Source organism: Nocardia sp. IFM 10818, from assembly GCF_054655275.1.
The window spans coordinates 4,800,011-4,821,667 of the sequence record NZ_BAAHJH010000001.1; the positions used below are offsets into that span (position 1 = coordinate 4,800,011).

Genomic DNA, 21,657 nt, shown 5'->3' on the forward strand with positions numbered 1-21,657 from the left:
CCACTGCGGCGCACGGCATCCGCGGGAAACGCACGGCGGGTCCGCAGACGAAAGGGCGCGCCTCCGATGGAGGCGCGCCCTTCCCTGGTTCCGATTACAGGTACTGGCCGGTATTCGACTCGGTGTCGATGGCCCGGCTGGCGGAGGCGTTCTTCCCGGTCACGAGGGTCCGGATGTAGACGATGCGCTCGCCCTTCTTGCCCGAGATGCGAGCCCAGTCATCGGGATTCGTGGTGTTGGGCAGGTCCTCGTTCTCGGAGAACTCGTCCACGATCGAATCGTAGAGATGCTGGATGCGCAGGCCCGGGTTGCCGGTTTCGAGAACGGCCTTGATGGCGTACTTCTTGGCCCGGTCCACGATGTTCTGGATCATGGCGCCGGAGTTGAAGTCCTTGAAGTACAGGACCTCCTTGTCACCGTTGGCGTAGGTGACCTCCAGGAAGCGGTTGTCCTCGCTCTCGGCGTACATGCGGTCCACCACGCGTTCGATGGTGGCCTGCACGCACTTGCCGCGATCATTGTCGAACTCCTGCAGGTCCTCGGCGTGCAGGGGCAGCGTCTCCGTGAGGTACTTGGAGAAGATGTCCTGCGCCGCTTCGGCATCGGGGCGCTCGATCTTGATCTTCACGTCCAGGCGTCCGGGACGGAGGATGGCCGGGTCGATCATGTCCTCGCGGTTGGAGGCGCCGATGACGATGACGTTCTCCAGACCCTCGACACCGTCGATCTCCGACAGCAGCTGCGGCACCACGGTGGTCTCCACATCGGAGGACACGCCCGAACCGCGGGTGCGGAAGATCGAGTCCATCTCATCGAAGAACACGATCACCGGAGTGCCCTCGCTGGCCTTCTCACGAGCCCGCTGGAAGATGATCCGAATATGGCGCTCGGTCTCGCCCACGAACTTGTTGAGCAGCTCGGGACCCTTGATATTGAGGAAGTAGGACTTGGCCTCCTTGGCGTCCTCACCGCGCGCCTCGGCGATCTTCTTCGCCAGGGAGTTGGCAACGGCCTTGGCGATCAAGGTCTTACCGCAACCGGGCGGACCGTAGAGCAGCACGCCCTTGGGCGGGCGCAACGCATACTCGCGGAACAGATCCTTGTGCAGGAACGGCAGTTCCACCGCGTCGCGGATCTGCTCGATCTGCCGCGACAGGCCGCCGATGTCGTGGTAGTCCACATCCGGCACTTCCTCCAGCACCAGGTCCTCGACCTCGGCCTTGGGAATCCGCTCGAAGGCGAAGCCGGCCTTGGTGTCGACCAGCAGCGAATCACCCGGCCGCAGTTTGCGAATGGGCCGATCCGGATCCTCCAGATCATCGGCGTCGACGAGCTCGGCGAGCGGGCCGGCGAGCCAGACCACCCTCTCCTCGTCCGCATGCCCGACGACCAGCGCGCGGCGCCCGTCGTCGAGAATCTCGCGCAGCGTGCCGATTTCACCGATTTGATCGAAAAGTCCGGCCTCCACCACGGTGAGCGCTTCGTTCAGCCGAACGGTCTGCCCATAGGTGAGGGTGGTCGTGTCGATATTCGGTGAGCACGTCAGTCGCATCTTGCGCCCGGAAGTGAACACATCGACCGTCTGATCGTCGTACACACCGATCAGGACGCCGTAACCGCTCGGTGGCTGGCCGAGCCGGTCGACTTCCTCGCGCAGGGCGACCAGTTGCTGCCGCGCCTCTTTGAGGGTGTCCATCAACTTGGTGTTGCGAATCGTCAGCGAATCGATGCGCGCTTCCAATTCCCGTGTGCGATCCGGCGAGTCGGCGAGTTGCCTCCGGAGTGCAGCCGCCTCGGCACGTACTGCCTCGAGTTCCCTCCAGGCTGCCGAATCCGAATGTTCGATGGGGCTCATGATGCTGCTCCTCCCAGTCCCGGTCTATCAACGCTACCGGGCGATAACCGTTCTCGCTTTCCGACATGGTTTCGTCGTGATCACATCTAGGCTGCGGCTCGCGGGCCGAACCAGCATGTTAGCCTGCCCTAACCTGTTTCCGGCGAGTTAACCGCCGGCCGAGCCGAAAGGGTGCCGTTGATGCTCCTTCCCACCAGTCGGACTCCTGGTATGCGCAACGTCACGCGGACGCTTCGTGTTTCCGTGGCTATCGCCGCCGCAGCGGTTGCCGCTACCGCAACCTTGACCGGCTGCGGTTCCGACGACAAGAACAATTCCACCGAGTCGGCCACTTCCGCCAGCACTTCGGCACAGCAAGCCGCCGCGCCCGCGCCCACCGCGGCCGAATTGCAGGGTGTGCTGACCGCCTTCGCCGACCCTGCCAAACCGGCCGCCGACAAGGCGAAACTCGTCGTGGACGGGGACAAGCGGGTGGCTCTGATCGAGACCATGAACAAGGGCCTGGCGAACTATCAGGTCACGTTCGCCGTGGGCGAAGTCGAGGCCGACGGCGCCAAGGCCGACGCCAAGGTGTCGGTCACCTCGCCACACGGCACCATGCCCGACGTCCCGATGAGCTTCGCGTACTCCGACGGCGCGTGGAAGCTCTCCGACGCGGGCGCCTGCACCATCCTGGGCATGGCACGCGCGGCCTGCCAGCCGTGATTCCATAGCCCTCCCGTATTACCCAGTTCGACACGAAAGGCACGTTTGTTGATGCTTGCTCGATCTGTCCGGATTTCTCTGGCCGCCGCGGGCGCGGTCGCCGCTCTCGTCTCGGGTATGGGATCGGCCACCGCCGCGCCCGCGCCGTCTCCCGAGCAGTTGCAGTCGACGCTCGATCGGTTCACCGATCCGGGCGTGCCGACCGCCGACAAGACGCAGTTGATGGTCGGCGGCGACCAGCGAGCGAGCAATATCGACACCATGACCGCCAAGCTGGACGGCTACGGCCATATCGGCTGGGGCGTGTCGGGCGTGCAGGTCGACGGTGACAACGCGAATGCCTCCGTGGCCATCTCCTCGCCGCACGGGACCATGCCGGGCGTGCCGATGAGCTGGCAGTACGTGGACGGCAGCTGGCGGCTATCGGAGAGCACCGGGTGCATGATCCTCGGCCTGGGCAAGGCGCCCTGCTGACGGGCGTACCGCCGGCGAACGAACGAGAGCCCCCGCCACAGTCGTGGCGGGGGCTCTCGGCATTTCGGGGCCGCGATGGCGCCGCCGCCCGTGGTCGACGCGACCGCGGCGTTTCAGCCGGTCCAGGTTAAGCAACTTTGGTTGACTAAAAACCATTTAGTCAACTACGGTTGCTTATATGGCTGCCATGGAGATCCCGGATTCGACCGATCCCGCGGGCCGGCTCGCGGCCGTAGTCGCCTTGCGGCGCTTGGCCGATCGGCTCGAGGACGTCGCGGTGGAAGAGGCCATGCGGTCCGGCTGGAGCTGGCCGCAGGTCGCCGAGGCGCTGGGGATCACTCGTCAGGCGGTGCACAAGAAGCACGCCAAGCGGCTCATTGCCGCGGGCGTCACGCTCAGGAGGCGCTGATATGTCGTTGTTCGACAAGCACGACCCGTTCCAGGTCTATCTCGGCTCGGTCATCGAGCAGGCCGGACGGGAGGCGCAGCGGGACGGTTCGGCGACCATCGAGGCGCAGCACATGCTGCTGGCCATCACCCGCCAGGACGGCACCGAACCGCAGGCCGTCCTGGCCGCGGCCGGGCTCGACCACGACGGCATCAGCGCCGCACTGGACCGGGAATTCGAGCAGAGCCTCGCGGTGGCGGGCGTCGCGGCACGAGCCGCAGACCTCCCCGAACCCGTTGCGCGACAGAGTGCCGCGGACACCCTGGGGGCCAGCGGCAAGCTCGTGTTCGAACGCATGATGACCTCGTACGCGAAACGTGAACTGCGCCCGGCGCATCTGCTGCTGGCCATTCTGCGCGCCGAGGTCGGCACGGTGCCGCGCGCCCTGGCCGCCGCCGGAGTGGATCGCACCGAACTCGTCAACCAGGTCCGGGCCGCGCTCGGCGAATCGGAGTAGGAGACATCATGGGATTCAGCAGTGCCGCGCGCCCGCATGTGATGGCCGTGTCCACGGTCACGGACAACGATGGGTACTGGAATGCGCTGAAGCAGGCGCATGGGCGGCTTCCCAAGGGCACCAAGTGTGCTCTCCCTGGCGCACGTGTTCCTCGACGGCGGCCGAGCGCCGGACGGCGCGCGCATCGTGTCGGAGGCGGCCGTGCGGGAGATGCTGAATTCCCGTGTCCCCCTCCCTGATCCGTACATGTTCGGGCCGGAATGGGCGCTGGGGCTCATGGTGTGCGACTGGGGCGGGCAGACCTCTACGCGTCCGACGGCAGCACCATCGGGCAGAACGCACGGCTGCGGATCCTGCCCGCGCAGAATCTGGCCCTCACCCTGCTGACGAACGGTTCGCCGCGAGAATCCTTCTACAAGAAGGTGTTCGATCTCATCCTGCCCGGTCTGGGCGCGCCGACCGTGCCGGAGTTGCCGCGGCCCGATCCGGCCTTGCGGCTCGACCCGTCCAGGTACACGGGCGTGTATGCGCGGCCGGGCACGCGTTTCGAGGTGACGGCGGAGGATGACGAACTCCGTCTCACGCTCTTCCTGAATCCGATGCACGCCCAGTTCATGGGCAAGCCGGAACGCCTCGTCTACCGGCTGCTTCCGGTGAGCGAGACGCATTTCCTGATGCCGTCGGACGATCCGCTGGAGGACACGCAGACGGTGGCGATCTACGACGTCCACGATGCGCGGGCGGGTGAGGCGGTGGGGGCGAAGCCCCCACACCTCCGTGGACAGGCGCGGTATCTGCACACGAACTCCCGTGTGCATCCCCGCGCCTGAAAATCAGCCCTTGGACGGCCGCCGCTGCGGGCGCGGGGCGGTGACGCCGTCGGCGAGGCGGCGGGCGCTCACCAGGAAGGCGGTGTGGCCCTGCATGCGGTGTTCGGGGCGGACGGCCAGGCCGACCACGTGCCAGCCGCGCACCATGGATTCCCAGGCACGGGGCTCGGTCCAGCAGCCCTGGCGGCGCAGGTGCTCGACCACCTCGGACATCTGGGTGGTGGTGGCGACGTAGACCATGAGCACGCCGCCGGGGATGAGCGCCTTGGAGACCGCGTCGAGGGTGTCCCACGGCTTGAGCATGTCGAGGATGACGCGGTCGACCTGCTCACCGGAGTACTCCGCGACATCGCCGAGGGTGAGTTCCCAGTTGTCGGGGCGTTCGCCGAAGAAGCGCTCGACATTCTTGACGGCGTGCTCGGCGTGGTCCTCGCGGATCTCCCAGGAGATGACCTTGCCCTCCGGGCCGACCGCGCGCAGCAGCGAGCAGGTCAGCGCGCCGGAGCCCGCACCGGCCTCGAGCACCTTGGCGCCGGGGAAGATATCGCCCTCGTGCACGATCTGGGCGGCGTCCTTGGGGTAGATGACCGCGGCGCCACGCGGCATGGACAGCACGTAGTCGGTGAGCAGCGGTCGCAGCGCCAGATACGGGGTGCCCTTGGCGGAGTTCACCACGCAACCCTCGTCCGCGCCGATGAGGTCGTCGTGAGCGATGGGGCCGGCGTGCGTGTGGAAGAACGCGCCCGCCTCCAGATGCACCGTGAACTTGCGTCCCTTGGCGTCGGTCAGCTGTACCCGGTCACCGATCTGGAAGGGGCCGGTCGGTCTGGCCGTCATGAATCTCCGTTCCGTGCGTCGCTGCGAAATTGCTGCTTCGATTCGTTTCACACCTTGTCGGTGCCGGCGTCTAGCCTGCCAGGTATGTCGGTTCCCGCGATCACTACCCCGGACGACGCGGGCGACGTCGGCCCCGCAGCACCCGAGAAGGCGCGCCGGCTCGCGCTGTCTCCTTCGCGGGCAATCGATTTCAAACAGTGCCCGCTGAAGTATCGGCTGCGCGCCATCGATCGCATCCCGGAGCCGCCCTCGCGCATGGCGGTGCGCGGCACCCTGGTGCACGCGGTATTGGAGGCGCTGTTCGGCCTGCCGGCGGGTGAGCGGGATCTCGAGCACGCCGCGGAACTGATCGAACCGTCGTGGGCGCGACTGCTCGAACAGCGCCCGGAGGCCGGTGAACTGGTGACCGGCGAGGACCTCGCGGCCTTCCTCGGCGAGGTGCGTGAGCTCGTCGGCGTGTATTTCGGCCTCGAGGACCCCCGCGCAGTCGAACCGGAATCGCTCGAGGCGCTCATCGAAACCGAATCCCCCGACGGCGTCCCCCTGCGCGGCTTCGTCGACCGCATCGACCGCTCCGCGACCGGCGAGGTCCGCATAGTCGACTACAAAACCGGCCGCGCCCCCACCCCCGCCTACGAGACCCGCGCCCTGTTCCAGCTGAAGTTCTACGCCCTGGTCCTCTTGCGCACCCTCGGCAAGGCCCCCGACCAGCTGCGCCTGATGTACCTGGCCGACGCCCAGGTCCTCACCTACGAACCGGACGCCGACGAACTCCTGCGTTTCGAGCGCATCGTCACCGCCCTCTGGGAAGCCATCAGAACAGCCGTCACCACCAAGGACTTCCCACCCAGCCGCAGCTGGCTCTGCGACTACTGCGAATTCAAGCCCCTCTGCCCCGAATTCGGCGGCACCCCACCGCCTTTCCCGGAACAGCTCCCCGAATTCGACCCAGAGCTGCCGTAGGCGACGCCCGGGAATCAGCGCGGGGCGTCGCGGGGCGGGTGCTCGGCGTCATCGCGTTCGCCGACCACGACCATGAGGCGGGCCCGCTCCGGCGAGATCGACCGGATGCGGTGCGGGGTGGTGGCGGCGAAGTAGAGGCTGTCGCCCTGGGCCGGAGGTGAACTGCATCGTGCACACCCATCCCAAGCACTGCGCGGCCTTGTCCATGCTCGAAGTGCCGCTGCAGGTTTCGCAGATGGATATCGCCCCGCTCTATGACGACTGCGCCTTCCTGCCGGATTGGCCGGGCGTGCCGGTCGGCAACGAGGAGGGCGAGATCATCTCCGCCGCGCTGGGCGACAAGCGGGCGATTCTGCTGGCCCACCATGGTCAGCTGGCGGTCGGGGCGACCATCGAGGAGGCGTGCTCGCTGGCGCATCTCATCGAGCGCGCCGCCGAATTGCAGCTGCTGGCCATGGCGGCCGGGGAGATCAAGCCGCTGCCGCCGCGACTGGCCCGGGAGGCGCACGACTGGACGCTGACGCCGCGGCGCAGTCAGGCCAATTTCGCCTACTACGCGCGGCGGGCGCTGCGCAATCACCCTGATACCTTCGAAAATGACTGAGCAGGACAAGGATTCACGATGACCGACAATATCCGCGGCATTGTCGCCTACCCGGTGACGCCCTTCTCCCCTACCGGCGGCGTCGATACCGCCGTGCTGCAGACCTTGCTGGACCGCATGATCGACGCCGGGGTCGATGCCATCGCCCCCTTGGGCAGCACGGGTGAGAGCGCCTATCTCGACGATGCCGAATGGGAAACCGTCGCGGCCGCCACCGTGGAACACGTGGCCGGGCGGGCGCCGGTGATCGTCGGCGCGTCCGAGCTCACGACCGCGGGCGCCATTGCCCGGGCGCGGTTCGCGCAGCGCTGCGGGGCCGACGCCATCATGGTGCTGCCGATCGCGTACTGGAAGCTCTCGGAAGACGAACTGCGCGAACATTTCACGGCCGTGGCCGACTCGGTGTCGCTGCCGGTGATGGTCTACAACAACCCGGGCACCACCGGAATCGACATGTCACCGGAGTTCCTGGTCGACCTGGTCCAGAACGTCACCAATATCCGCATGATCAAGGAATCCAGCGGCGACATCGCCCGCATGCATCGCATCGCCGAACTGGGCGGCGGCCGGATTCCGTTCTTCAATGGCAGCAATCCGCTCGCGCTGCGCGCCCATGCGGCGGGCGCGGCCGGATGGTGCACGGCCGCACCGTGTCTGGTGCCCGAGCAGGTGGTGGAGCTCTGGCGGCTGCTCGACACCGCCGACACCGAGAAGGCGGCCGCACAGTTCGACCGCCTGCGACCGCTGCTGACCCTGCTGGTCAGCCGCGGCCTGCCGAAGACGGTCAAAGCGGGCCTGCGCGGCCTGGGCATCGACGCGGGCGAACCCCGCCGCCCGCTGCTGCCGCTCGATGCGGAGACGACCGAGCAGCTGACCACGCTGATAGCGGCTGCCACGCGCTGAGCGCCCGGGTAGAAGTTCCCACCACTAGACCCACTGGCCATCCCGGCGTGCCTTTGGCCGGGATCTCGCTCCTCCGGGTGGATTCCGGCCAAAGGCACGCCGGAATGACGAGGAGAACGTCGACCAGGCGCTCGATGCGATCGCGCCCGCTGCGGATTCCTCCGCAGCGGGCGCGATCGCGTATGGACTCGATTCAGAAGGCGCGGCAGGACCGGATGTCGGTGGCCAGGATGGCCTTCGCGCCCAGTTCCGCGAGCTGATCCATGAGCTCGTTGCCGTTCTTGCGCGGCACCAGCGCGCGCACGGCGACCCAGTCCGGATCGGTGAGCGGGGAGACCGTCGGCGACTCCAGGCCCGGGGTGATGCGGACCGCGGCGTCGAGCAGCTCCTTCGGGCAGTCGTAGTCGAGCATCAGGTACTGCTGGGCGAAGACCACGCCCTGGATGCGCGCCACGAGCTGGTTGCGGACCTTGTCGCGCTGATCGGCGCCCTTGGCCTCGATGAGTACGCCCTCGGAATCGCAGAGGGTGTCGCCGAACGCGACCAGGTTGTGCTGGCGCAGCGTACGGCCGGAGCCGACCACATCGGCGATGGCGTCGGCCACGCCGAGCTGGATGGAGATCTCCACCGCGCCGTCGAGGCGGATGACCTCGGCCTCGATGCCGCGCTTCTGCAGATCGGCCAGCACCAGATTCGGATAGGAGGTGGCGATGCGCTTGTCGTAGAGGTCCTCGACCTTCCAATCGCGGCCCGCGGGGGCGGCGTAGCGGAAGGTGGAGCGGCCGAAGCCGAGCGCCAGGCGTTCCTGGACGGGCGCCCCGGAATCCAGGGCGAGATCGCGGCCGGTAATGCCGAGATCCAGTTCGCCGGAGCCGACGTAGATGGCAATGTCCTTGGGGCGCAAGAAGTAGAACTCGACCTGGTTGGCCGGGTCGAGCACGCTCAGCTCGCGCGAATCGGTGCGCTTGCGGTAGCCCGCCTCGGAGAGGATGGCGACGGCGGATTCGGAGAGGGCGCCCTTATTGGGGACGGCGACGCGAAGCATAGGGGGTCCTTTCGGGACGGGTCGGAGGACGATCGGTCGGTGGTCGCGAGGGATTCGGTCGCACCACGCTGGCGGCCGTGCCGGCGCGGTGGCCGAAGAATCGGCGCGTCACAGATGTCGGTAAACGTCCTCGAGCCGCAGTCCGCGGCCCACCATCAGAACCTGCACCCAATACAAGAGCTGGGAGATCTCCTCGGCGAGGGATTCATCGCTCTCGTGCTCGGCGGCGAGCCACACCTCGCCGGCTTCCTCCAGTACCTTCTTGCCCTGCGCATGCACGCCGGCGTCCAGGGCGGCGACGGTGCCGGAACCTTCCGGACGATTGACGGCACGATCCTGCAGCTCGGCGAACAGGGCTTCGAAAGATTTCACGGGAAGACATTCTCGCAGATGACCGCGAACACCCTGCAATTCGCCCGGTCTGCGCGAACCGCTCGACCACATTGCCCCGGTCTGCCCTCCCCCTCGACCACATCGCCCCGGCCCCGGTGGCCTGCCCCCCTCCCCGCACAGCCAACCGCCCGGCCACAGTTCATGCGGCCGGGCGGTCTGTCTCTGCTGCGGGAAGCGTCTACGCCATGGCGAAGCGCAGCAGGGCCTGCATATCGCCCTGTTTGATCTTGCCCTTGCGGTCGAGGACCTCGAGCTGCCAGTTGGGTCCGGTGCGGAAGGCGCGGGCGATGGCATTGGCATTGTCGGCGCCGAGCAGGGACGGCCAGATGTCGGCGACCTGCTGGGTGCTGCCGCCGGTGGCGTCGTAGATCTTGAAGGAGATGTTGTTGGCCTTCTCGAAGCTGGAGCCCTTCTTGAAGGCGGCCGCGACGAAGATGATGGCGTCGATGGCCTGCGGCACATTGCCGAAGGTGACGTGCACGGTCTCGTCGTCGCCGGAGGCGGCGCCGGTCTGCTCGTCGCCGGTGTGCACCACCGAACCATTGCCGAGCGGATCGAGCGAGTCCAGCCCGGCGAAGCGCACCGGCTCGGTGCCCTGCATGAGAATGGCGATCAGATCCAGGTCGACGCCCTTCTTGCGGCGGGCCAGACCCAGCACCCCACCGCTCGCGCCGGAGGACGGGTCCCAGCTGACGCCCACACTCATCTTGGTGATCCCACCGAGATCCGCTGCGCCGTCTTCTTTCCGAAGCGTAATCACGCTTGCCACACTACCGGCGTTTGCGGATCGCGGTGGGGTGCACCGTTTTAACGGATGGTTTCGATCACACCGCCAGCAGCTCCGCCAGTTCGGCCACCGCGCCGCGCAGCTGCTCGGCGAAGCCGTGCATTTGCTCCGCAACCGATTTCGGCGTGGCGAGGTAGAGATTCCACCGGTCGGGCAGCAACACGTAGGCGACGCCGATGCATCGCTGGCTGGTCGATCCGAAACCGAAGTACTCGATATTCACCGACGGCGCGGAACTGGTGCTCAGATAGTCGTCGCGCGCGATCCGCCAGCCGGGGCTGTCGTAGAACGCCATCGGAGCATCCGCGTGCAGCTGCGCGCCACGCCGCCGCTGAATGAGTTGCAGCTCCCACAAATGCTGTTCGGGCGCTTCGCCGCGCTGACATTCCTGGGCGCGCTGCACGTGCGCCGCGGCGGCCGCCTGCACGGCGGCGCGTTTGCGGTCGGCATCGGCCCCGGGATCGGCCATGGTGGCCACGAAGTCCAGGATCTCCGGCGTCACCACGCGCATGGCCTCGGTGCGGCCGTTGCGGTACTGCCGGGTGGCGATGGATTCGTAGGTGGCGCCGGTCAGGCCCTTGCTGCGCTTGTGGGCGAGCTGATAGCTCAGCTGCGCGAAGGCGTCGGGCGAGATCCCGAGCTTCTTGATGCGGCCGGTGCCGAAGTCGAAAGAGACCACGCTGGTGGCGTTCTCGGCCGCGTACTGGGCGAAGGACGCGGCGGCGGAGGCGACGGTCGACTTCTGCTCGGCGTCGAGGGTGAACTCGATCGGCTCGGTGGCGGGCAGGCCCTGCGGTTGCGCGCCGGATTGCGCGGCGTGCTCGGCGACCGGGGATTCCAGCAGCACGTCGACGAAGGACAGGATGGTGGTGCCGTCGAGTCCGCAGTGTTCGACATTGATGCCCGCGCGGCCGTCGGCGAAGACGATGAAGGAGACGGCCTTGTCGAACCAGCGGTTGCCGCTGTCGCCGTGCAGCAGTTGATCGCAGGCGTGCAGGGTGTCGCGGGGTGCGAAGTCCTCCAGGCAGATACAGAACAGGGCGGTCTCGATGGTGTCGAGGGCGGCGGCGTTCGTGGCGCGCAGATCGGCGTACACCGGCGCCCAGTCGACGCGGGCCAGCGTGGTGAGATGCCCGGGCGAGGAGCTGGTCGCCGCCCGCCGCGCGCCCGCCTTCATGACCGAGCGCAGACCGTCGGTCAGATCCTCGTGCGTGTGCGGGACGCCGTTCGGGCCGATGGCGTCCATGCGGAACATGTTGCCGCGGTAGAAGACGACGATGTGCCGCGCCTGGGACGGTCCGGGCCATTCCGCGCTGTAGGGCACGCGCACGGTGTCCTGCGGATCACCCGGAATCCGGGTCTCGGAGAACAGGAACTTGTTCTGCGCCATGTTCAGCCGCTGCCCGCGCTGGGTGACCGGCGGAATCTCCTCCTTGTCCAGGCGCAGCTTGTAGTTGACGGCGGCGGTCACGATGGCCGCGGCCCGCTCGGCCTGATCGGCGGTGGTGGAGGCGGCCAGCACGGTGTCATCGCGGAACAGGAAGAAGAAGTTGGCGTTCAATGCGATTCGATCGCGCCGCCCCAGATACCGCGACGGCCAGAACTCGTCCAGCCAGCTGCCCACGCCGGGTTCGGCGTCGAAGCGCTGCAGATCGGCGTGCAGGGTGCGCGCCGGGCTGTCGGGGCGCAGCAGATCCGCGATGGTCGCCGCGGTGTCGGCGTACTCGGCGCTGGTCAGCAGTGGCGCGCACCAGTGCAGGAAACGCGTGCAGCTCTCCTCCAGGGTGGGCAGCGGCACCCGCGGCAGCTGCTCGTCGTGGGCGAAGGTCCGTTCGCTCAAGGGTGGTCCTCGTGGTCGGTGGATAGATTCGGCCGGGACAGATAGAGCTGGGCGTAGAGCCAGCCGTCGGATTCGAGGCCGGCGGGGTCGAGGCCGCCCGCCTCCAGGGTTTGCAGGACCTGGGCCTGTTCATCGGGAGAGGCGAAGCGGCGCTGCCGGAATGCACCGGGGGCGCGCTCGGTACGGTAGCCGAGGGCTCCCAGGCGCGCGGCAATGGGTTCGAAGGAGAACATGCGCAGTACGAAATGCGCCATCCACGGCAGTTTTCCACCGTGCGCCCCGGCCACGCGCAGCAGGGTGCGGTCGGTGATGTAGCCGACGCATCCGGTGGAGATGACCAGGTCGGCGGTGGCGAGGACGCGGCGCTGGGTCTCGGTGGGGTCGGCGGTCTCCAGATCGGCGTGCACGGTGGCGTGCAGGAAACCCGCGGTGCGGGCGTAGTCCAGGGCCGGGGCGGAGGCGTCCATGCCGATGAAGCGGACGCCGGGCAGGCGGTCGCGGGCGGCGAGCAGTTTCCGGTCGTGTTCCACGAGATCGCCTGTGCCGCAGTCGCGGTAGTGCGCGGCGAGTTCGGCCATGGTCATGTCCAGGCGCAGCAGGGCCGCGTTCACGCCGTAGGAGCAGCCGATGTCGAGGACGGTGGGCGCGGCGATGCCGGTGCCGGCGCGGTGGCCGGCGATGAATTGCTCGAAGTGCGGTTTGGCCAGCTCCGGAATCCGGTAGTCGAGTTCGGACATGCGCGCGTAGTACTCGCGCGGGTCGGGCCGATCGTAGATATCGTCGAATGACGCTTTTCCGGTGCTGTGCAAGGAAACCGGCACGCTGGTCCTCTCTCAGTCGAGCAATCGGTCGCCGCGCACACCGCTCGCGGCGAGATGGTCCGGCAGTACGCGGCCGAACAGTTGGCGGGTGCGCTCGGCGGTGCCGACCACGCCGGGGGTGTCGCTGTAGGCGAAGATGGCCGAATGGCGTTGCGTCGAACCGCGCACGGGGGCGACGCGGTGCAGGGAGAAGCGGCCCTGGAACAGTTGCAGATCGCCGGGGCGTAGCTCGAGGCGGCGGATGAGCCGCTCGCCGTGGCCGGTGAGGACCGCGCGCACATCGTCGAGATGCTCGGCGGTGCGGGAGCGAATATTGGGGCAATACTCGAAGACGCCGCCGGATTCGGGTTCCTGGGTGAGCATGCTGACGGTGAACTCGTTGGTGTCGAAATGCCAGGGGTGGGACATGCCGGGGGCCACGACATTGAGGCACAGGCCGGCCAGGGGATCGGTGTACTCGTGCAGTCGGTCGAGGCCGAAGCAGTCGGCGACGAAGCGCTGGAAGCGGGGATCGGCGTACAGGCGGTGGATGAGCGCCGCGCGCGGGATCAGATCCCTTGCGACGAAGGCGTTTCCGCGGTGCAGCACGATGCGGCCGGGATGGTCGGCGGGCAGGTCGGTGTCGAGCGGAATGTTGTAGGCGTTGACCTGCTCCACCGTGTAGTACGCGTGCGGGGCGAGGTCGACGCCCTCGGTGCGCAGGGTGGTGACGTCCGCGGGCCGGATGAAACCGCGCAGCACACAGCAACCGTCGGCGGCCAGCTCCGCGCGCGCCGCCCGCACCGCCGCTGCCCACTGTTCACTGCCGGGGGCATCGAGCGGATAGCGCGCGGTATCCACACCGGGCACCGGGTTGCCCGTTCCCCTGGCATCGCACGCGTCTGCCCAACCCCCTGTCGTAACCATGCCGACCATTCTGGCCATAAATTCCGGCGACACGCCCGGGATGATGCGCGATTGTGGATACTCACTTTTCCTGTGTGCCAAGAGATTACATGTGACACAATTGGCGAGCGCAGTCTTGCGCAGTGAGCTTCCACCCGCTTGGCTCGAATCGGGCATTCACCCCGAGATGCCGTCTGCTCCGCGATAGCTCAGGATGCTGTTCATGTCATTCGTCAATGGTTCGGTGTCGTATTGGTTCCGCGAGACGGGCCCGGTCGAACCGGGCGCGCCGCTGAGCGGGCACGCCCAGGCCGATGTGTGCATTGTCGGGGCCGGGTACACCGGGCTGTGGACGGCCTACTACTTGAAGCAGGCGCAACCGGATCTGCGGATCGTCATCCTGGAGCAGGAGTTCGCCGGGTACGGGGCGTCCGGTCGCAATGGCGGCTGGGTTGTCGGGGAAATAGCCGGCTCGGCCGAGGCGTACGCCCGCAAGCGCGGGCGGGACGCGGCGGTGCGGTTGCAGCGGGCCATGTTCGACACCGTCGACGAGATCGTGCGTGTCGCGGCCACCGAGGGCATCGATGCGGATCTGGTGAAGAGCGGACAGATCACGGTGGCGCGCAATGCCGCCCAGCAGGGACGGCTCGCCGATTCTCTCGCCCACGCGCGGCAATGGGGGTGGAGCGAGGAGGATCTGCGCGAGCTCGTACCCGGGGAGCGGATCCGCGTCGCCGGGGCGACCGGCGCGCTGTTCACACCGCACTGCGCCCGGGTGCAGCCCGCGAAACTCGCACGCGGACTGGCGGATACGATCCGCGCGCTGGGCGTGCCCATCTACGAGAACACCACCGTGGACGCCATCCGCCCGCGCACCGCCTTCCGCTCCGCGGCCGCCATCACCGGCCGCGGCACCGTGACCGCCGACTACATCCTGCGCGCCACCGAAGGTTTCACCGCGGCCCTCCCGGCGCACCACCGCGACTGGCTGCCCATGAACAGCTCCATGATCGTCACCGATCCCCTGCCCGATCACGTCTGGCGCGAAATCGATTGGGCGGGAGCCGAACTCCTCGGCGATTTCGCCCACTACTACATGTACGCCCAGCGCACCGCCGACGGCCGCATCGCCTTCGGCGGGCGCGGCAAACCGTACCGCTACGGCAGCCGCATCGATGCCGCCGGCCGCACCCAGCAGTGGACCATCGACGTCCTGCGCGCCATGCTGGCCGACCTCTTCCCCGCCACCGCCGAGATCCCGCTCACCCACGCCTGGTCCGGCGTGCTGGCCGTCCCCCGCGACTGGTGCTCGACCGTGGTCCTCGACCACACCACCGGCCTCGGCTACGCGGGCGGCTATACCGGGCACGGCGTGGCCGCCGCCAACCTCGCCGGCCGCACTCTGCGCGACCTGCTGCTGCGCCACGACACCGAGCTCACCACCCTGCCCTGGGTCGACTGGCACGTCCGACGCTGGGAACCCGAACCGCTGCGCTGGCTCGGCGTCCAGCTCATGTACTCCCTCTACCGCGCCGCCGACCACCGCGAATCCGACCTGCCCCGCACCTCCCGGATCGCGCGCCTGGCCAACCTCCTCTCCGGCCGCTGACCTCGAATAATCAGCTGCAAGCACACCCGGAAACCGTGTCGTTTTCGTTGTCCGCCAGGGCGGTTCGCGCCGTTTCCAATCCTCGCCGATCCGGGTACACCGGAATGGAGAGGACAGCACCATGGATTCGAACCGCTCCTTCGACACCATTACCAGCGCCCTCACCCGCGTCTCCGGCCCCGGCCGCCGCGGCAGCGCCTGGACCACCTACCTCTGCCCCGTCCACGAAGCCGACGGCCGCCCCCATCACCCCTCCCTCGGCGTCGTCTACAACCACACCCGCCACCGCACGGTCGTGAGATGCTTCGCCGGCTGCCCCGACGAATCCGTCCTGGACCGCCTGGGTCTGCACATCCGCGACCTCTTCGACCACCCCCGCACCCCTGTCCTCCCCCACCGCCCCTCCCCCCGCCCCGACCTCTCCCTGGCCGACCGAGCGATCCTCACCGCCGGTCTCTCCCTCGACGCCCACAAACCAGACCTCGGCCACCGCACCGGCCGCCCCCGCCGCCGCGCCGTCTACATCTACCGCTGGCCCGACGGCAGCCCCGCCGGCCGCATCATCCGCGTCCACACCCCCCACCGCCACGGCCACAAGAAATCCTTCTGGCAAGAACACCCCACCCGATCCGGCTGGCGCCCAGGCGGTTTCCCCCGCCTGCCCTTCCACCTCCCCGAAGTCCTCACCGCCATCCACCACTCCCACGACATCTACATCTGCGAAGGCGAAGCCGACGTCCTGACCGCCACCCACGCCGGCCTGACCGCCACCTGCAACGCCGGCGGCGCCCGAGCCTGGCACCCCGACCACGCCACCTGGCTCAAATCCGCCCCCCGAGTCCTCATCATCGCCGACCGAGACGCCCCCGGCTACCGCCACGCCACCCGCGTAGCCCACACCCTCCACCCCTTCGTCCCCCACCTCCGCATCCTCCAAGCCCGAGACGGCAAAGACCTCACCGACCACCTCAACGCCGGCCACGACATCTCCGACCTCGACCCCGTCCCCCTCCTCGACGCCCACTTCAACTCCCGTCCCGCGTCATAGGGTCACGGGCGGGAATCCAGTTGGGCAATCAATGCTTTGGGAGCGACCATGCGATAGGCGTCCTCGATGATCTCGGCGATTTCCGTCCAGTCGACGGGGACATCCAGGTAGACGCCGACCCACCCGCGGTGGCCCACATACGGTGGGCGGAAATAGTGGTCGGGGTCCGCGGTGACCAGTTCTTCCTGGACGCCCGGTGGGGCGGCGCACCAGAGGGCCAGGCGGGTGTCGTGGTGGTGGTCGGCGTACATGACGAAGGTTTTTCTGGTGCGGATGAACCAGGTGGGTTCGCCGTGGCTGAGGCGTTCGGTGACTTCGGGGAGGGCGGTGCACAGGGTGCGGACGTGGTCCAGGGGGGTGGGCATGGTCGCAGGTTAGATCGGTGGGGCGGGGAATGCTTGGAGGAATGGGAATGGGGCGGAATATGGGGCGGCGGGAGGTGATTGCATGGGGTTATGACTAGCGCTGAGTTGTTGATCGATGCGTTCGGGCGGGTTCGGGAGAATGTTCATGGGGCGGTTGAGGGGCTCAGTACCGAGGAGCTGGGGGTTCGGGTGGAGCCGGGGGCCAATTCGATTGCTTGGTTGATCTGGCATTTGACTCGGGTGCAGGATGACCATGTTTCGGAGGTGGCGGGGGTCGAGCAGGTGTGGACGGCGCGGGGGTGGGCGAAGCGGTTCGAGTTGCCGTTCGATGAGGCGGCGACGGGGTACGGGCAAGCCGCCGGGGAGGTGGAGGCGTTGGCGGGGGTGCCGGCGGAGCTGTTGTTGGGGTATTTCGACGCCGTGCACGAGCAGACGGTGGGATATGTCGCGGGGCTGACCGATTCGGATCTGCCGCGGATCGTGGACACGAGATGGGATCCGCCTGTGACGCTCGGGGTTCGGCTGATCAGTGTGGTGGATGACGATATTCAGCATTCCGGGCAGGCGGCGTTCGTTCGCGGGGTGCTGTTGCGCCGGAGGTAGGCAGGCGGAGGGTCACGGGCGTGGAAGGGCCCGCGCGGGTCCCTCAGCGCCCATACCGTGGTGGTCGCCCAGGGCTTGATTCAATTGAGCCGCCTCGATACCCCGCGGGAGCGGCTGGCGGAGATCGCCGAGGTCTCCTGCGACGCGCTGCCGGCGGCCTGGGCCGATCACCGCGGGGGATCGCCCGCGGTCAGTCCACGCCGGCGGCGTCGAGACCCGCGGCCGCGTCGAGACCGAGCATGCGCAGCAGGTAATCGCAGTCCTCGGCATCGAGGGAATGGCCCGCCACGGTCCGGGCGGCCAGGGCATTCTGCCTGGCACAGGCCGCTTTCTCGGCCGCGCGGGCCTCTTCGAATTCACTGTGTTCGTGCATCAGGCCGGTCATTGGGAGCCCTTCCCGGGACTGCGCCGGGTTGCCGGGTCCGAATGGCGTCCGGCCAACTCCGCCTACCCTGACCTTACGGTGCGAGATGGGCGATCAGGTCATCGGTCAGAGATTTCGTGTGATCGCGCCAATACGGCCAGGAGTGAATGCCCGGATCCCAGTAGTCGTAGACGACATTGCCGTAGTTCATCGCGCCGAGCTTCTCCTCGAACGCCTTGGTATTCGAGTAGGCGGCCGATTCGAGGAACGCGCCGAAAGCCGTGTCACCGTCGGGCGATTGCTCCGACGGCCCCAGATTTCCTGTGCCGGAGGCGATGTAGAGGCGGGTATTCGCGACGACGTAGGCGGCAGCCATCTCGTACGGGTCGTTGCGCCGCCACAGCGCATGCCAGGGCGGTCCCCACATGCAGTCGATATTGAGCGAGCCCTTCGCCGCCACCGCGAGGCGCATGGCCTCGGGCATGCCCAGGGTGGAGATGTGCGGGAATCCGGAAAGCGATGCGGCGTAGTCGAATTGGCCGGGGTGGTGGGCGGCGAGGTTCAAGGCGGCCAGACCGCCCATCGAGACACCGATGACGGCATTGCCGACCGGACTCAGTCCGAAGCGCTGCCGCAAGGCGTTGGGCAGATCGCGGGTGAGGACCGTCTCCCATTTGTAGGCCCGCTCCTGCACCGCGGAATTCGTTTCGGCGGACAGTGATTGCGCGCCGTCCGCCGAACCGGCATCGGGCAGGATCTGGGAGAAGCAGCCCAGCCCCGGCGTGCTCGGCGCCTTCCAATCGGTGAAGAAACTGGTCCGCCCGTTCTGCGGCACAACGACATTGATATTCGCGTCGGTGAGAATCCGCACCAGATCGGTGTCGGTGTCCCAGCCCTTGCCATTGTCGATCGATTCCATCCCGTGCAGCGCGTAGACCACCCGCCCGGTGCTGCCGTCGGCGGCGCGGAAGACCCGGCTGGTGACCGGTCCCATCTCGGAGTCGATGACGAAATCGATCCGATGTGGTTGTGCCCGAGCGGGACCGGCGGCCCCGGTCACAACGGCCGACCCGGCCAGCAGCAGGATGGCGGCCAGCACGGCCCCGCGCCGACGGACCAGCACGGCCCCGCGCCAACGGATACGACACCGGCCTGCGGCGAGCATCAGCTGAATTCCCTTCTCGACCTGCGACAGCGGCAACCGACCGGCTGCCGAGCGTAACACCGGCAACAGGTGATACCCAGTGAGAAACTCCGGCCGATGCCCGGATCATCCCGATCAGGACGCGCGGCGCTCCAAGAGCAGGCCGTGCAGTTCGGGAACGGTCAACCCGGCCAGGGTTTCCCGGAAGACGCGGCCGGGCGCGGCGGGCACCGAGATCTCGCAGGGGATCACCAGCAGCGCGCAGCCGGCGGCCTCGGCGGCCAGCGCGCCCGTGGGCGAATCCTCGATGGCCACAGCGTTTTCCGCGCGGACGCCGAGCAGTTCGGCCGCACGCAAATATACCGCCGGATCGGGCTTGCCGTGCGCGACCTCGTCCCCGCAGACCGAGGCGTCGAAGAATTCGCGGCCCAGGGTGTCGAGGCCGTATTCGGTGAGGGAACGCTTGGTATTGGTGACCAGCGCCATCGGGATCCCGGCCGCGCGCACGGCCGCCAGCGCGTCCTTCGCACCCGGCCGCCACGGAATCGGCCCGTGGAACAGCTCGGTCACCCGGCGCTCGAGCCAGTGCCCCGCCTCGGTCAGCGCCGCCGGGGTGGGATCCAGGCCGAGGCCGTTGAACATGATCCGCAGCGCGTTCGGCCCCGAGGCGCCGATGAGCGCGTGCCGGATCGCATCGCTCATCGGGCGGCCCAGCTCGACCGCCAGTTCGCGAACCGCTATGTCCCAGATCTTCTCCGAGTCGAGCAGTGTCCCGTCCATATCCCACAACACCGCTTCCAAGCGAGTCACCGGGGCACAGCTCCTTCCACGTCCGCATCAAGACCGATTCCCAGGGTATCGGGCCGAGCGGGCGGACGATCATGCGCGAAGGGCGCCCGGATGCCTCCGAGCGCCCCGCGATGTCGTCCGGCTACAGCCCGGAGGCCGTGATGAGCAGCCGGCCGGTGGACGAATCCACCTGGATCCAGCGGCTTTCGCTGGAGACCTGGCCGTTCTTCAGGGTGTAGGTCAGGTTCACCACCGCCCGGTTGTCGCCGGTCTGTGTGACGCTGCCGACGCTGACCGAGGCGATGCTGCTCCAGAACTGCGAGTAGGAGTTGAAACCGCCGGTGGACGCCTGATACGACGGCGACAGCATGCTCCAGGCGCCGTTCACATTGCCGGGCAGCATGCCGTAGTAGCTCTGGATGAACGAGGCCACCGAGGCGGGCTGCGGCGTGGTGGTCGGCGGCGCCGTGGTGGTCGTGGTGGTGGTCGTCGTCGTGGTCGGCGGCGCGCTCGTGGTCGTGGTCGGGGCCTGGGTGGACGGCACGGTCTTGGTGGGCCGGCCGCTGTCCACGGGCGGGATCGCCTGCGGTGACGTCCCGTCGGTGCCGGGCTCCACCGGCGGCGCGACGGCGCTGGTCCCGGTGGCGATCGGCGGCGTCTCCCCGCCCCCGCCGCCCCGGTTGAGGGCCGTCGCAATGACCACGGCCAGCAGCACCACACCCGCGACGCCCACCGCGATGAGCGCCAGCCGCCGCCGATTCTGGTCCGCCCCACCATTGTTCGCGCCGAACGGCACCATCGGCGCGGGCCGGTCCGGCGCGGTGGCCCGCGCGTCCACCCGGGTGTTCCGGTCGAGGTGCACCGTCGGCTCGGCGGCATTGCTGGGCGCGCCGCCACGGCCACCGGGCAGCACCGTCGTGGTCGATGAACTGTCCACTGCCGCTTCGGTATTCACGGGCATCACCCGGGTCGGCTGGTGCGGCGCGACGGCCCGCCCGTCCGCCACGGCCTCCAGGCGTTCGGCGGCCTGCACCATGGTGGGCCGGTCCCCCGCCTCCGCGGCCAGCAACTCCTTCAGCACCGGTCCGAGCGCCCCCGCATTGCGCGGCTCGGGCACCTGCGCCCGCGCCACGGAATGCAGGACGGCCAAAGGATTGTCGCCCTCACCGAAGGGCGGCTGCCCCTCCACCGCCGCATACAGCGTGGACCCGAGTGCGAACACATCCGACGGCGATTCCGGGTTCTCCCCGCGCGCCACCTCCGGCGACAGATACGCCGGCGTGCCCGCCAGGAATCCGGTCGAGGTGACCGTCACATCGCCCACCGCGCGCGAGATGCCGAAGTCGGTGATCTTCACCGTCCCGTCATCGGCCACAAGGATATTCGCGGGCTTCACATCCCGGTGCACGATCCCGGCCTTGTGCGCCGCGGCCAGCGCCGCCGCCACCTTGGCCCCGATGCGGGCCACCTGCGCGGGATCGAGCTGCCCCTTCTCCCGCATGAGCGCCGCCAGGCTCACGGCGTCGACGAATTCCATGACCAGCCAAGGCTGGCCGTCCTCCTCCGCCACATCGAACACGGTGACGGCATTGGGGTGATGCAGCCGCGCCGCGATGCGCCCCTCCCGCATCGCGCGCAGTTTGGCCTCGATGGCCGCCGACCGGGACAGCCCCGGTGCGAGCAGCAGCTGTTTCACCGCGACCGTGCGCCGCAATCGAACGTCGGTCGCGCGCCACACGACCCCCATCGCCCCCGTGCCGATCGGATCCGTTAGTCGGTACCGCCCCGCAATCAGCCGGTCTGAAGTCATGTGGTCGTGCCCCTCCTGCTGGCTTTCGCCGAGCCACCCTGCAACTCTGCGCGAAAGCCCGGAAACCTCGTGAAAATC

The 21,657-nt window shown here is 68.1% G+C and carries 23 protein-coding genes and 1 pseudogene; 11 read left to right on the top strand and 13 right to left on the bottom strand.

All coding sequences use genetic code 11. From position 1 onward, the window contains the following. Positions 1 to 94 precede the first annotated feature (94 nt). A complete protein-coding gene (gene arc, locus ACYQ5L_RS22230; RefSeq protein WP_459959838.1) occupies positions 95 to 1,855 on the bottom strand; it encodes a proteasome ATPase in 1,761 nt (586 codons plus the stop codon). A 243-nt stretch (positions 1,856 to 2,098) separates the two neighbouring features. On the opposite strand from arc, the gene ACYQ5L_RS22235 reads away from it, so the two are divergent. The 5 genes from ACYQ5L_RS22235 (at position 2,099) to ACYQ5L_RS22255 (ending at position 4,769) form a co-directional block, all read left to right on the top strand. Next, a complete protein-coding gene (locus ACYQ5L_RS22235; RefSeq protein ID WP_459959840.1) occupies positions 2,099 to 2,560 on the top strand; it encodes a WKL family lipoprotein in 462 nt (153 codons plus the stop codon). Between the two features lie 51 nt (positions 2,561 to 2,611). Beyond that, entirely contained in the window at positions 2,612 to 3,034 is a 423-nt protein-coding gene (locus tag ACYQ5L_RS22240) for an MTB12 C-terminal domain-containing protein (protein WP_459959842.1), read from the top strand. A gap of 178 nt (positions 3,035 to 3,212) precedes the next feature. After that, positions 3,213 to 3,443, top strand: coding sequence for a hypothetical protein (locus ACYQ5L_RS22245; protein ID WP_379205041.1), 231 nt, complete (start codon positions 3,213 to 3,215; stop codon positions 3,441 to 3,443). A 1-nt stretch (position 3,444) separates the two neighbouring features. Then, positions 3,445 to 3,939 carry a Clp protease N-terminal domain-containing protein gene (locus tag ACYQ5L_RS22250; RefSeq protein ID WP_459959844.1) on the top strand — a complete coding sequence of 165 codons (495 nt, stop codon included), beginning with the start codon at positions 3,445 to 3,447 and terminating at the stop codon, positions 3,937 to 3,939. A gap of 281 nt (positions 3,940 to 4,220) precedes the next feature. Beyond that, positions 4,221 to 4,769, top strand: coding sequence for a hypothetical protein (locus ACYQ5L_RS22255; RefSeq protein WP_459959846.1), 549 nt, complete (start codon positions 4,221 to 4,223; stop codon positions 4,767 to 4,769). 3 nt (positions 4,770 to 4,772) lie between these two features. Here ACYQ5L_RS22255 and ACYQ5L_RS22260 read toward each other — a convergent pair whose 3' ends face one another. Then, positions 4,773 to 5,606, bottom strand: a complete 834-nt coding sequence (locus tag ACYQ5L_RS22260; RefSeq protein WP_459959847.1) for a tRNA (adenine-N1)-methyltransferase — start codon at positions 5,604 to 5,606, stop codon at positions 4,773 to 4,775. A gap of 84 nt (positions 5,607 to 5,690) precedes the next feature. On the opposite strand from ACYQ5L_RS22260, the gene ACYQ5L_RS22265 reads away from it, so the two are divergent. The 3 genes and pseudogenes from ACYQ5L_RS22265 to ACYQ5L_RS22275 all read left to right on the top strand — a co-directional run bounded on the left by ACYQ5L_RS22265 (position 5,691) and on the right by ACYQ5L_RS22275 (position 8,076). Then, on the top strand, positions 5,691 to 6,569 hold the full coding sequence (locus tag ACYQ5L_RS22265; protein ID WP_459959849.1) for a RecB family exonuclease: 879 nt from the start codon (positions 5,691 to 5,693) through the stop codon (positions 6,567 to 6,569). 142 nt (positions 6,570 to 6,711) lie between these two features. Next, positions 6,712 to 7,173: pseudogene (locus ACYQ5L_RS22270) on the top strand (aldolase); the annotation flags it as partial. An 18-nt stretch (positions 7,174 to 7,191) separates the two neighbouring features. Continuing rightward, a complete protein-coding gene (locus tag ACYQ5L_RS22275; protein ID WP_459959851.1) occupies positions 7,192 to 8,076 on the top strand; it encodes a dihydrodipicolinate synthase family protein in 885 nt (294 codons plus the stop codon). Between the two features lie 193 nt (positions 8,077 to 8,269). Here the strand turns inward: ACYQ5L_RS22275 and hisG are convergent, their stop codons facing one another. The 6 genes from hisG to ACYQ5L_RS22305 all read right to left on the bottom strand — a co-directional run bounded on the left by hisG (position 8,270) and on the right by ACYQ5L_RS22305 (position 13,868). Then, on the bottom strand, positions 8,270 to 9,121 hold the full coding sequence (gene hisG / locus ACYQ5L_RS22280; protein ID WP_459959852.1) for an ATP phosphoribosyltransferase: 852 nt from the start codon (positions 9,119 to 9,121) through the stop codon (positions 8,270 to 8,272). A 108-nt stretch (positions 9,122 to 9,229) separates the two neighbouring features. Further along, the gene (locus ACYQ5L_RS22285; RefSeq protein ID WP_029923562.1) at positions 9,230 to 9,493 is read right to left on the bottom strand and encodes a phosphoribosyl-ATP diphosphatase; all 264 of its coding nucleotides are present in this window, start codon (positions 9,491 to 9,493) and stop codon (positions 9,230 to 9,232) included. A gap of 199 nt (positions 9,494 to 9,692) precedes the next feature. Next, positions 9,693 to 10,274 (bottom strand): TerD family protein, encoded by a 582-nt coding sequence (locus ACYQ5L_RS22290; RefSeq protein WP_379194224.1) that lies wholly within the window; start codon positions 10,272 to 10,274, stop codon positions 9,693 to 9,695. Positions 10,275 to 10,338: 64 nt separating this feature from the next. Next, a complete protein-coding gene (locus ACYQ5L_RS22295) occupies positions 10,339 to 12,141 on the bottom strand; it encodes a choline/carnitine O-acyltransferase (RefSeq protein WP_459959854.1) in 1,803 nt (600 codons plus the stop codon). Further along, positions 12,138 to 12,962: a class I SAM-dependent methyltransferase gene (locus ACYQ5L_RS22300; protein ID WP_459959856.1), complete on the bottom strand. Its 825-nt coding sequence runs from the start codon at positions 12,960 to 12,962 to the stop codon at positions 12,138 to 12,140. Before ACYQ5L_RS22300 ends, ACYQ5L_RS22295 begins: the two co-directional genes overlap by 4 nt. 12 nt (positions 12,963 to 12,974) lie before the next feature. After that, entirely contained in the window at positions 12,975 to 13,868 is an 894-nt protein-coding gene (locus ACYQ5L_RS22305) for a HalD/BesD family halogenase (RefSeq protein WP_459959858.1), read from the bottom strand. 202 nt (positions 13,869 to 14,070) lie between these two features. On the opposite strand from ACYQ5L_RS22305, the gene ACYQ5L_RS22310 reads away from it, so the two are divergent. Then, positions 14,071 to 15,456, top strand: coding sequence for an NAD(P)/FAD-dependent oxidoreductase (locus ACYQ5L_RS22310; protein ID WP_459959860.1), 1,386 nt, complete (start codon positions 14,071 to 14,073; stop codon positions 15,454 to 15,456). A gap of 121 nt (positions 15,457 to 15,577) precedes the next feature. Next, a complete protein-coding gene (locus ACYQ5L_RS22315) occupies positions 15,578 to 16,504 on the top strand; it encodes a toprim domain-containing protein (protein WP_459959862.1) in 927 nt (308 codons plus the stop codon). Between the two features lie 2 nt (positions 16,505 to 16,506). Here the strand turns inward: ACYQ5L_RS22315 and ACYQ5L_RS22320 are convergent, their stop codons facing one another. Next, on the bottom strand, positions 16,507 to 16,869 hold the full coding sequence (locus tag ACYQ5L_RS22320) for an MmcQ/YjbR family DNA-binding protein (RefSeq protein ID WP_459959863.1): 363 nt from the start codon (positions 16,867 to 16,869) through the stop codon (positions 16,507 to 16,509). A gap of 90 nt (positions 16,870 to 16,959) precedes the next feature. Between ACYQ5L_RS22320 and ACYQ5L_RS22325 the strand changes: the two genes are divergently transcribed. Continuing rightward, entirely contained in the window at positions 16,960 to 17,472 is a 513-nt protein-coding gene (locus tag ACYQ5L_RS22325; protein WP_459963502.1) for a mycothiol transferase, read from the top strand. A gap of 190 nt (positions 17,473 to 17,662) precedes the next feature. Here the strand turns inward: ACYQ5L_RS22325 and ACYQ5L_RS22330 are convergent, their stop codons facing one another. From ACYQ5L_RS22330 to ACYQ5L_RS22345, 4 genes are all read right to left on the bottom strand, one after another. Then, positions 17,663 to 17,845, bottom strand: a complete 183-nt coding sequence (locus ACYQ5L_RS22330; RefSeq protein ID WP_459959864.1) for a hypothetical protein — start codon at positions 17,843 to 17,845, stop codon at positions 17,663 to 17,665. 85 nt (positions 17,846 to 17,930) lie between these two features. After that, the gene (locus ACYQ5L_RS22335; protein ID WP_459959865.1) at positions 17,931 to 18,959 is read right to left on the bottom strand and encodes an alpha/beta hydrolase; all 1,029 of its coding nucleotides are present in this window, start codon (positions 18,957 to 18,959) and stop codon (positions 17,931 to 17,933) included. 156 nt (positions 18,960 to 19,115) lie between these two features. Next, positions 19,116 to 19,790 carry an HAD family hydrolase gene (locus ACYQ5L_RS22340; RefSeq protein ID WP_459959866.1) on the bottom strand — a complete coding sequence of 225 codons (675 nt, stop codon included), beginning with the start codon at positions 19,788 to 19,790 and terminating at the stop codon, positions 19,116 to 19,118. Between the two features lie 121 nt (positions 19,791 to 19,911). Beyond that, complete coding sequence (locus ACYQ5L_RS22345; RefSeq protein WP_459959868.1) at positions 19,912 to 21,579, bottom strand: serine/threonine-protein kinase; 1,668 nt, start codon at positions 21,577 to 21,579, stop codon at positions 19,912 to 19,914. Between the last annotated feature and the right edge of the window lie 78 nt (positions 21,580 to 21,657).

What these genes read in the sequence shown, in the direction of transcription:
- hisG (WP_459959852.1), bottom strand. Translation starts at nt 9,121, where the DNA reads ATGCTTCGCGTCGCCGTCCCCAATAAGGGCGCCCTCTCCGAATCCGCC.
- ACYQ5L_RS22310 (WP_459959860.1), top strand. Translation starts at nt 14,071, where the DNA reads ATGTCATTCGTCAATGGTTCGGTGTCGTATTGGTTCCGCGAGACGGGC.
- ACYQ5L_RS22240 (WP_459959842.1), top strand. Translation starts at nt 2,612, where the DNA reads ATGCTTGCTCGATCTGTCCGGATTTCTCTGGCCGCCGCGGGCGCGGTC.
- ACYQ5L_RS22305 (WP_459959858.1), bottom strand. Translation starts at nt 13,868, where the DNA reads ATGGTTACGACAGGGGGTTGGGCAGACGCGTGCGATGCCAGGGGAACG.
- ACYQ5L_RS22315 (WP_459959862.1), top strand. Translation starts at nt 15,578, where the DNA reads ATGGATTCGAACCGCTCCTTCGACACCATTACCAGCGCCCTCACCCGC.
- ACYQ5L_RS22330 (WP_459959864.1), bottom strand. Translation starts at nt 17,845, where the DNA reads ATGCACGAACACAGTGAATTCGAAGAGGCCCGCGCGGCCGAGAAAGCG.
- ACYQ5L_RS22345 (WP_459959868.1), bottom strand. Translation starts at nt 21,579, where the DNA reads ATGACTTCAGACCGGCTGATTGCGGGGCGGTACCGACTAACGGATCCG.
- arc (WP_459959838.1), bottom strand. Translation starts at nt 1,855, where the DNA reads ATGAGCCCCATCGAACATTCGGATTCGGCAGCCTGGAGGGAACTCGAG.
- ACYQ5L_RS22265 (WP_459959849.1), top strand. Translation starts at nt 5,691, where the DNA reads ATGTCGGTTCCCGCGATCACTACCCCGGACGACGCGGGCGACGTCGGC.
- ACYQ5L_RS22260 (WP_459959847.1), bottom strand. Translation starts at nt 5,606, where the DNA reads ATGACGGCCAGACCGACCGGCCCCTTCCAGATCGGTGACCGGGTACAG.
- ACYQ5L_RS22245 (WP_379205041.1), top strand. Translation starts at nt 3,213, where the DNA reads ATGGCTGCCATGGAGATCCCGGATTCGACCGATCCCGCGGGCCGGCTC.
- ACYQ5L_RS22250 (WP_459959844.1), top strand. Translation starts at nt 3,445, where the DNA reads ATGTCGTTGTTCGACAAGCACGACCCGTTCCAGGTCTATCTCGGCTCG.
- ACYQ5L_RS22320 (WP_459959863.1), bottom strand. Translation starts at nt 16,869, where the DNA reads ATGCCCACCCCCCTGGACCACGTCCGCACCCTGTGCACCGCCCTCCCC.
- ACYQ5L_RS22275 (WP_459959851.1), top strand. Translation starts at nt 7,192, where the DNA reads ATGACCGACAATATCCGCGGCATTGTCGCCTACCCGGTGACGCCCTTC.
- ACYQ5L_RS22325 (WP_459963502.1), top strand. Translation starts at nt 16,960, where the DNA reads ATGACTAGCGCTGAGTTGTTGATCGATGCGTTCGGGCGGGTTCGGGAG.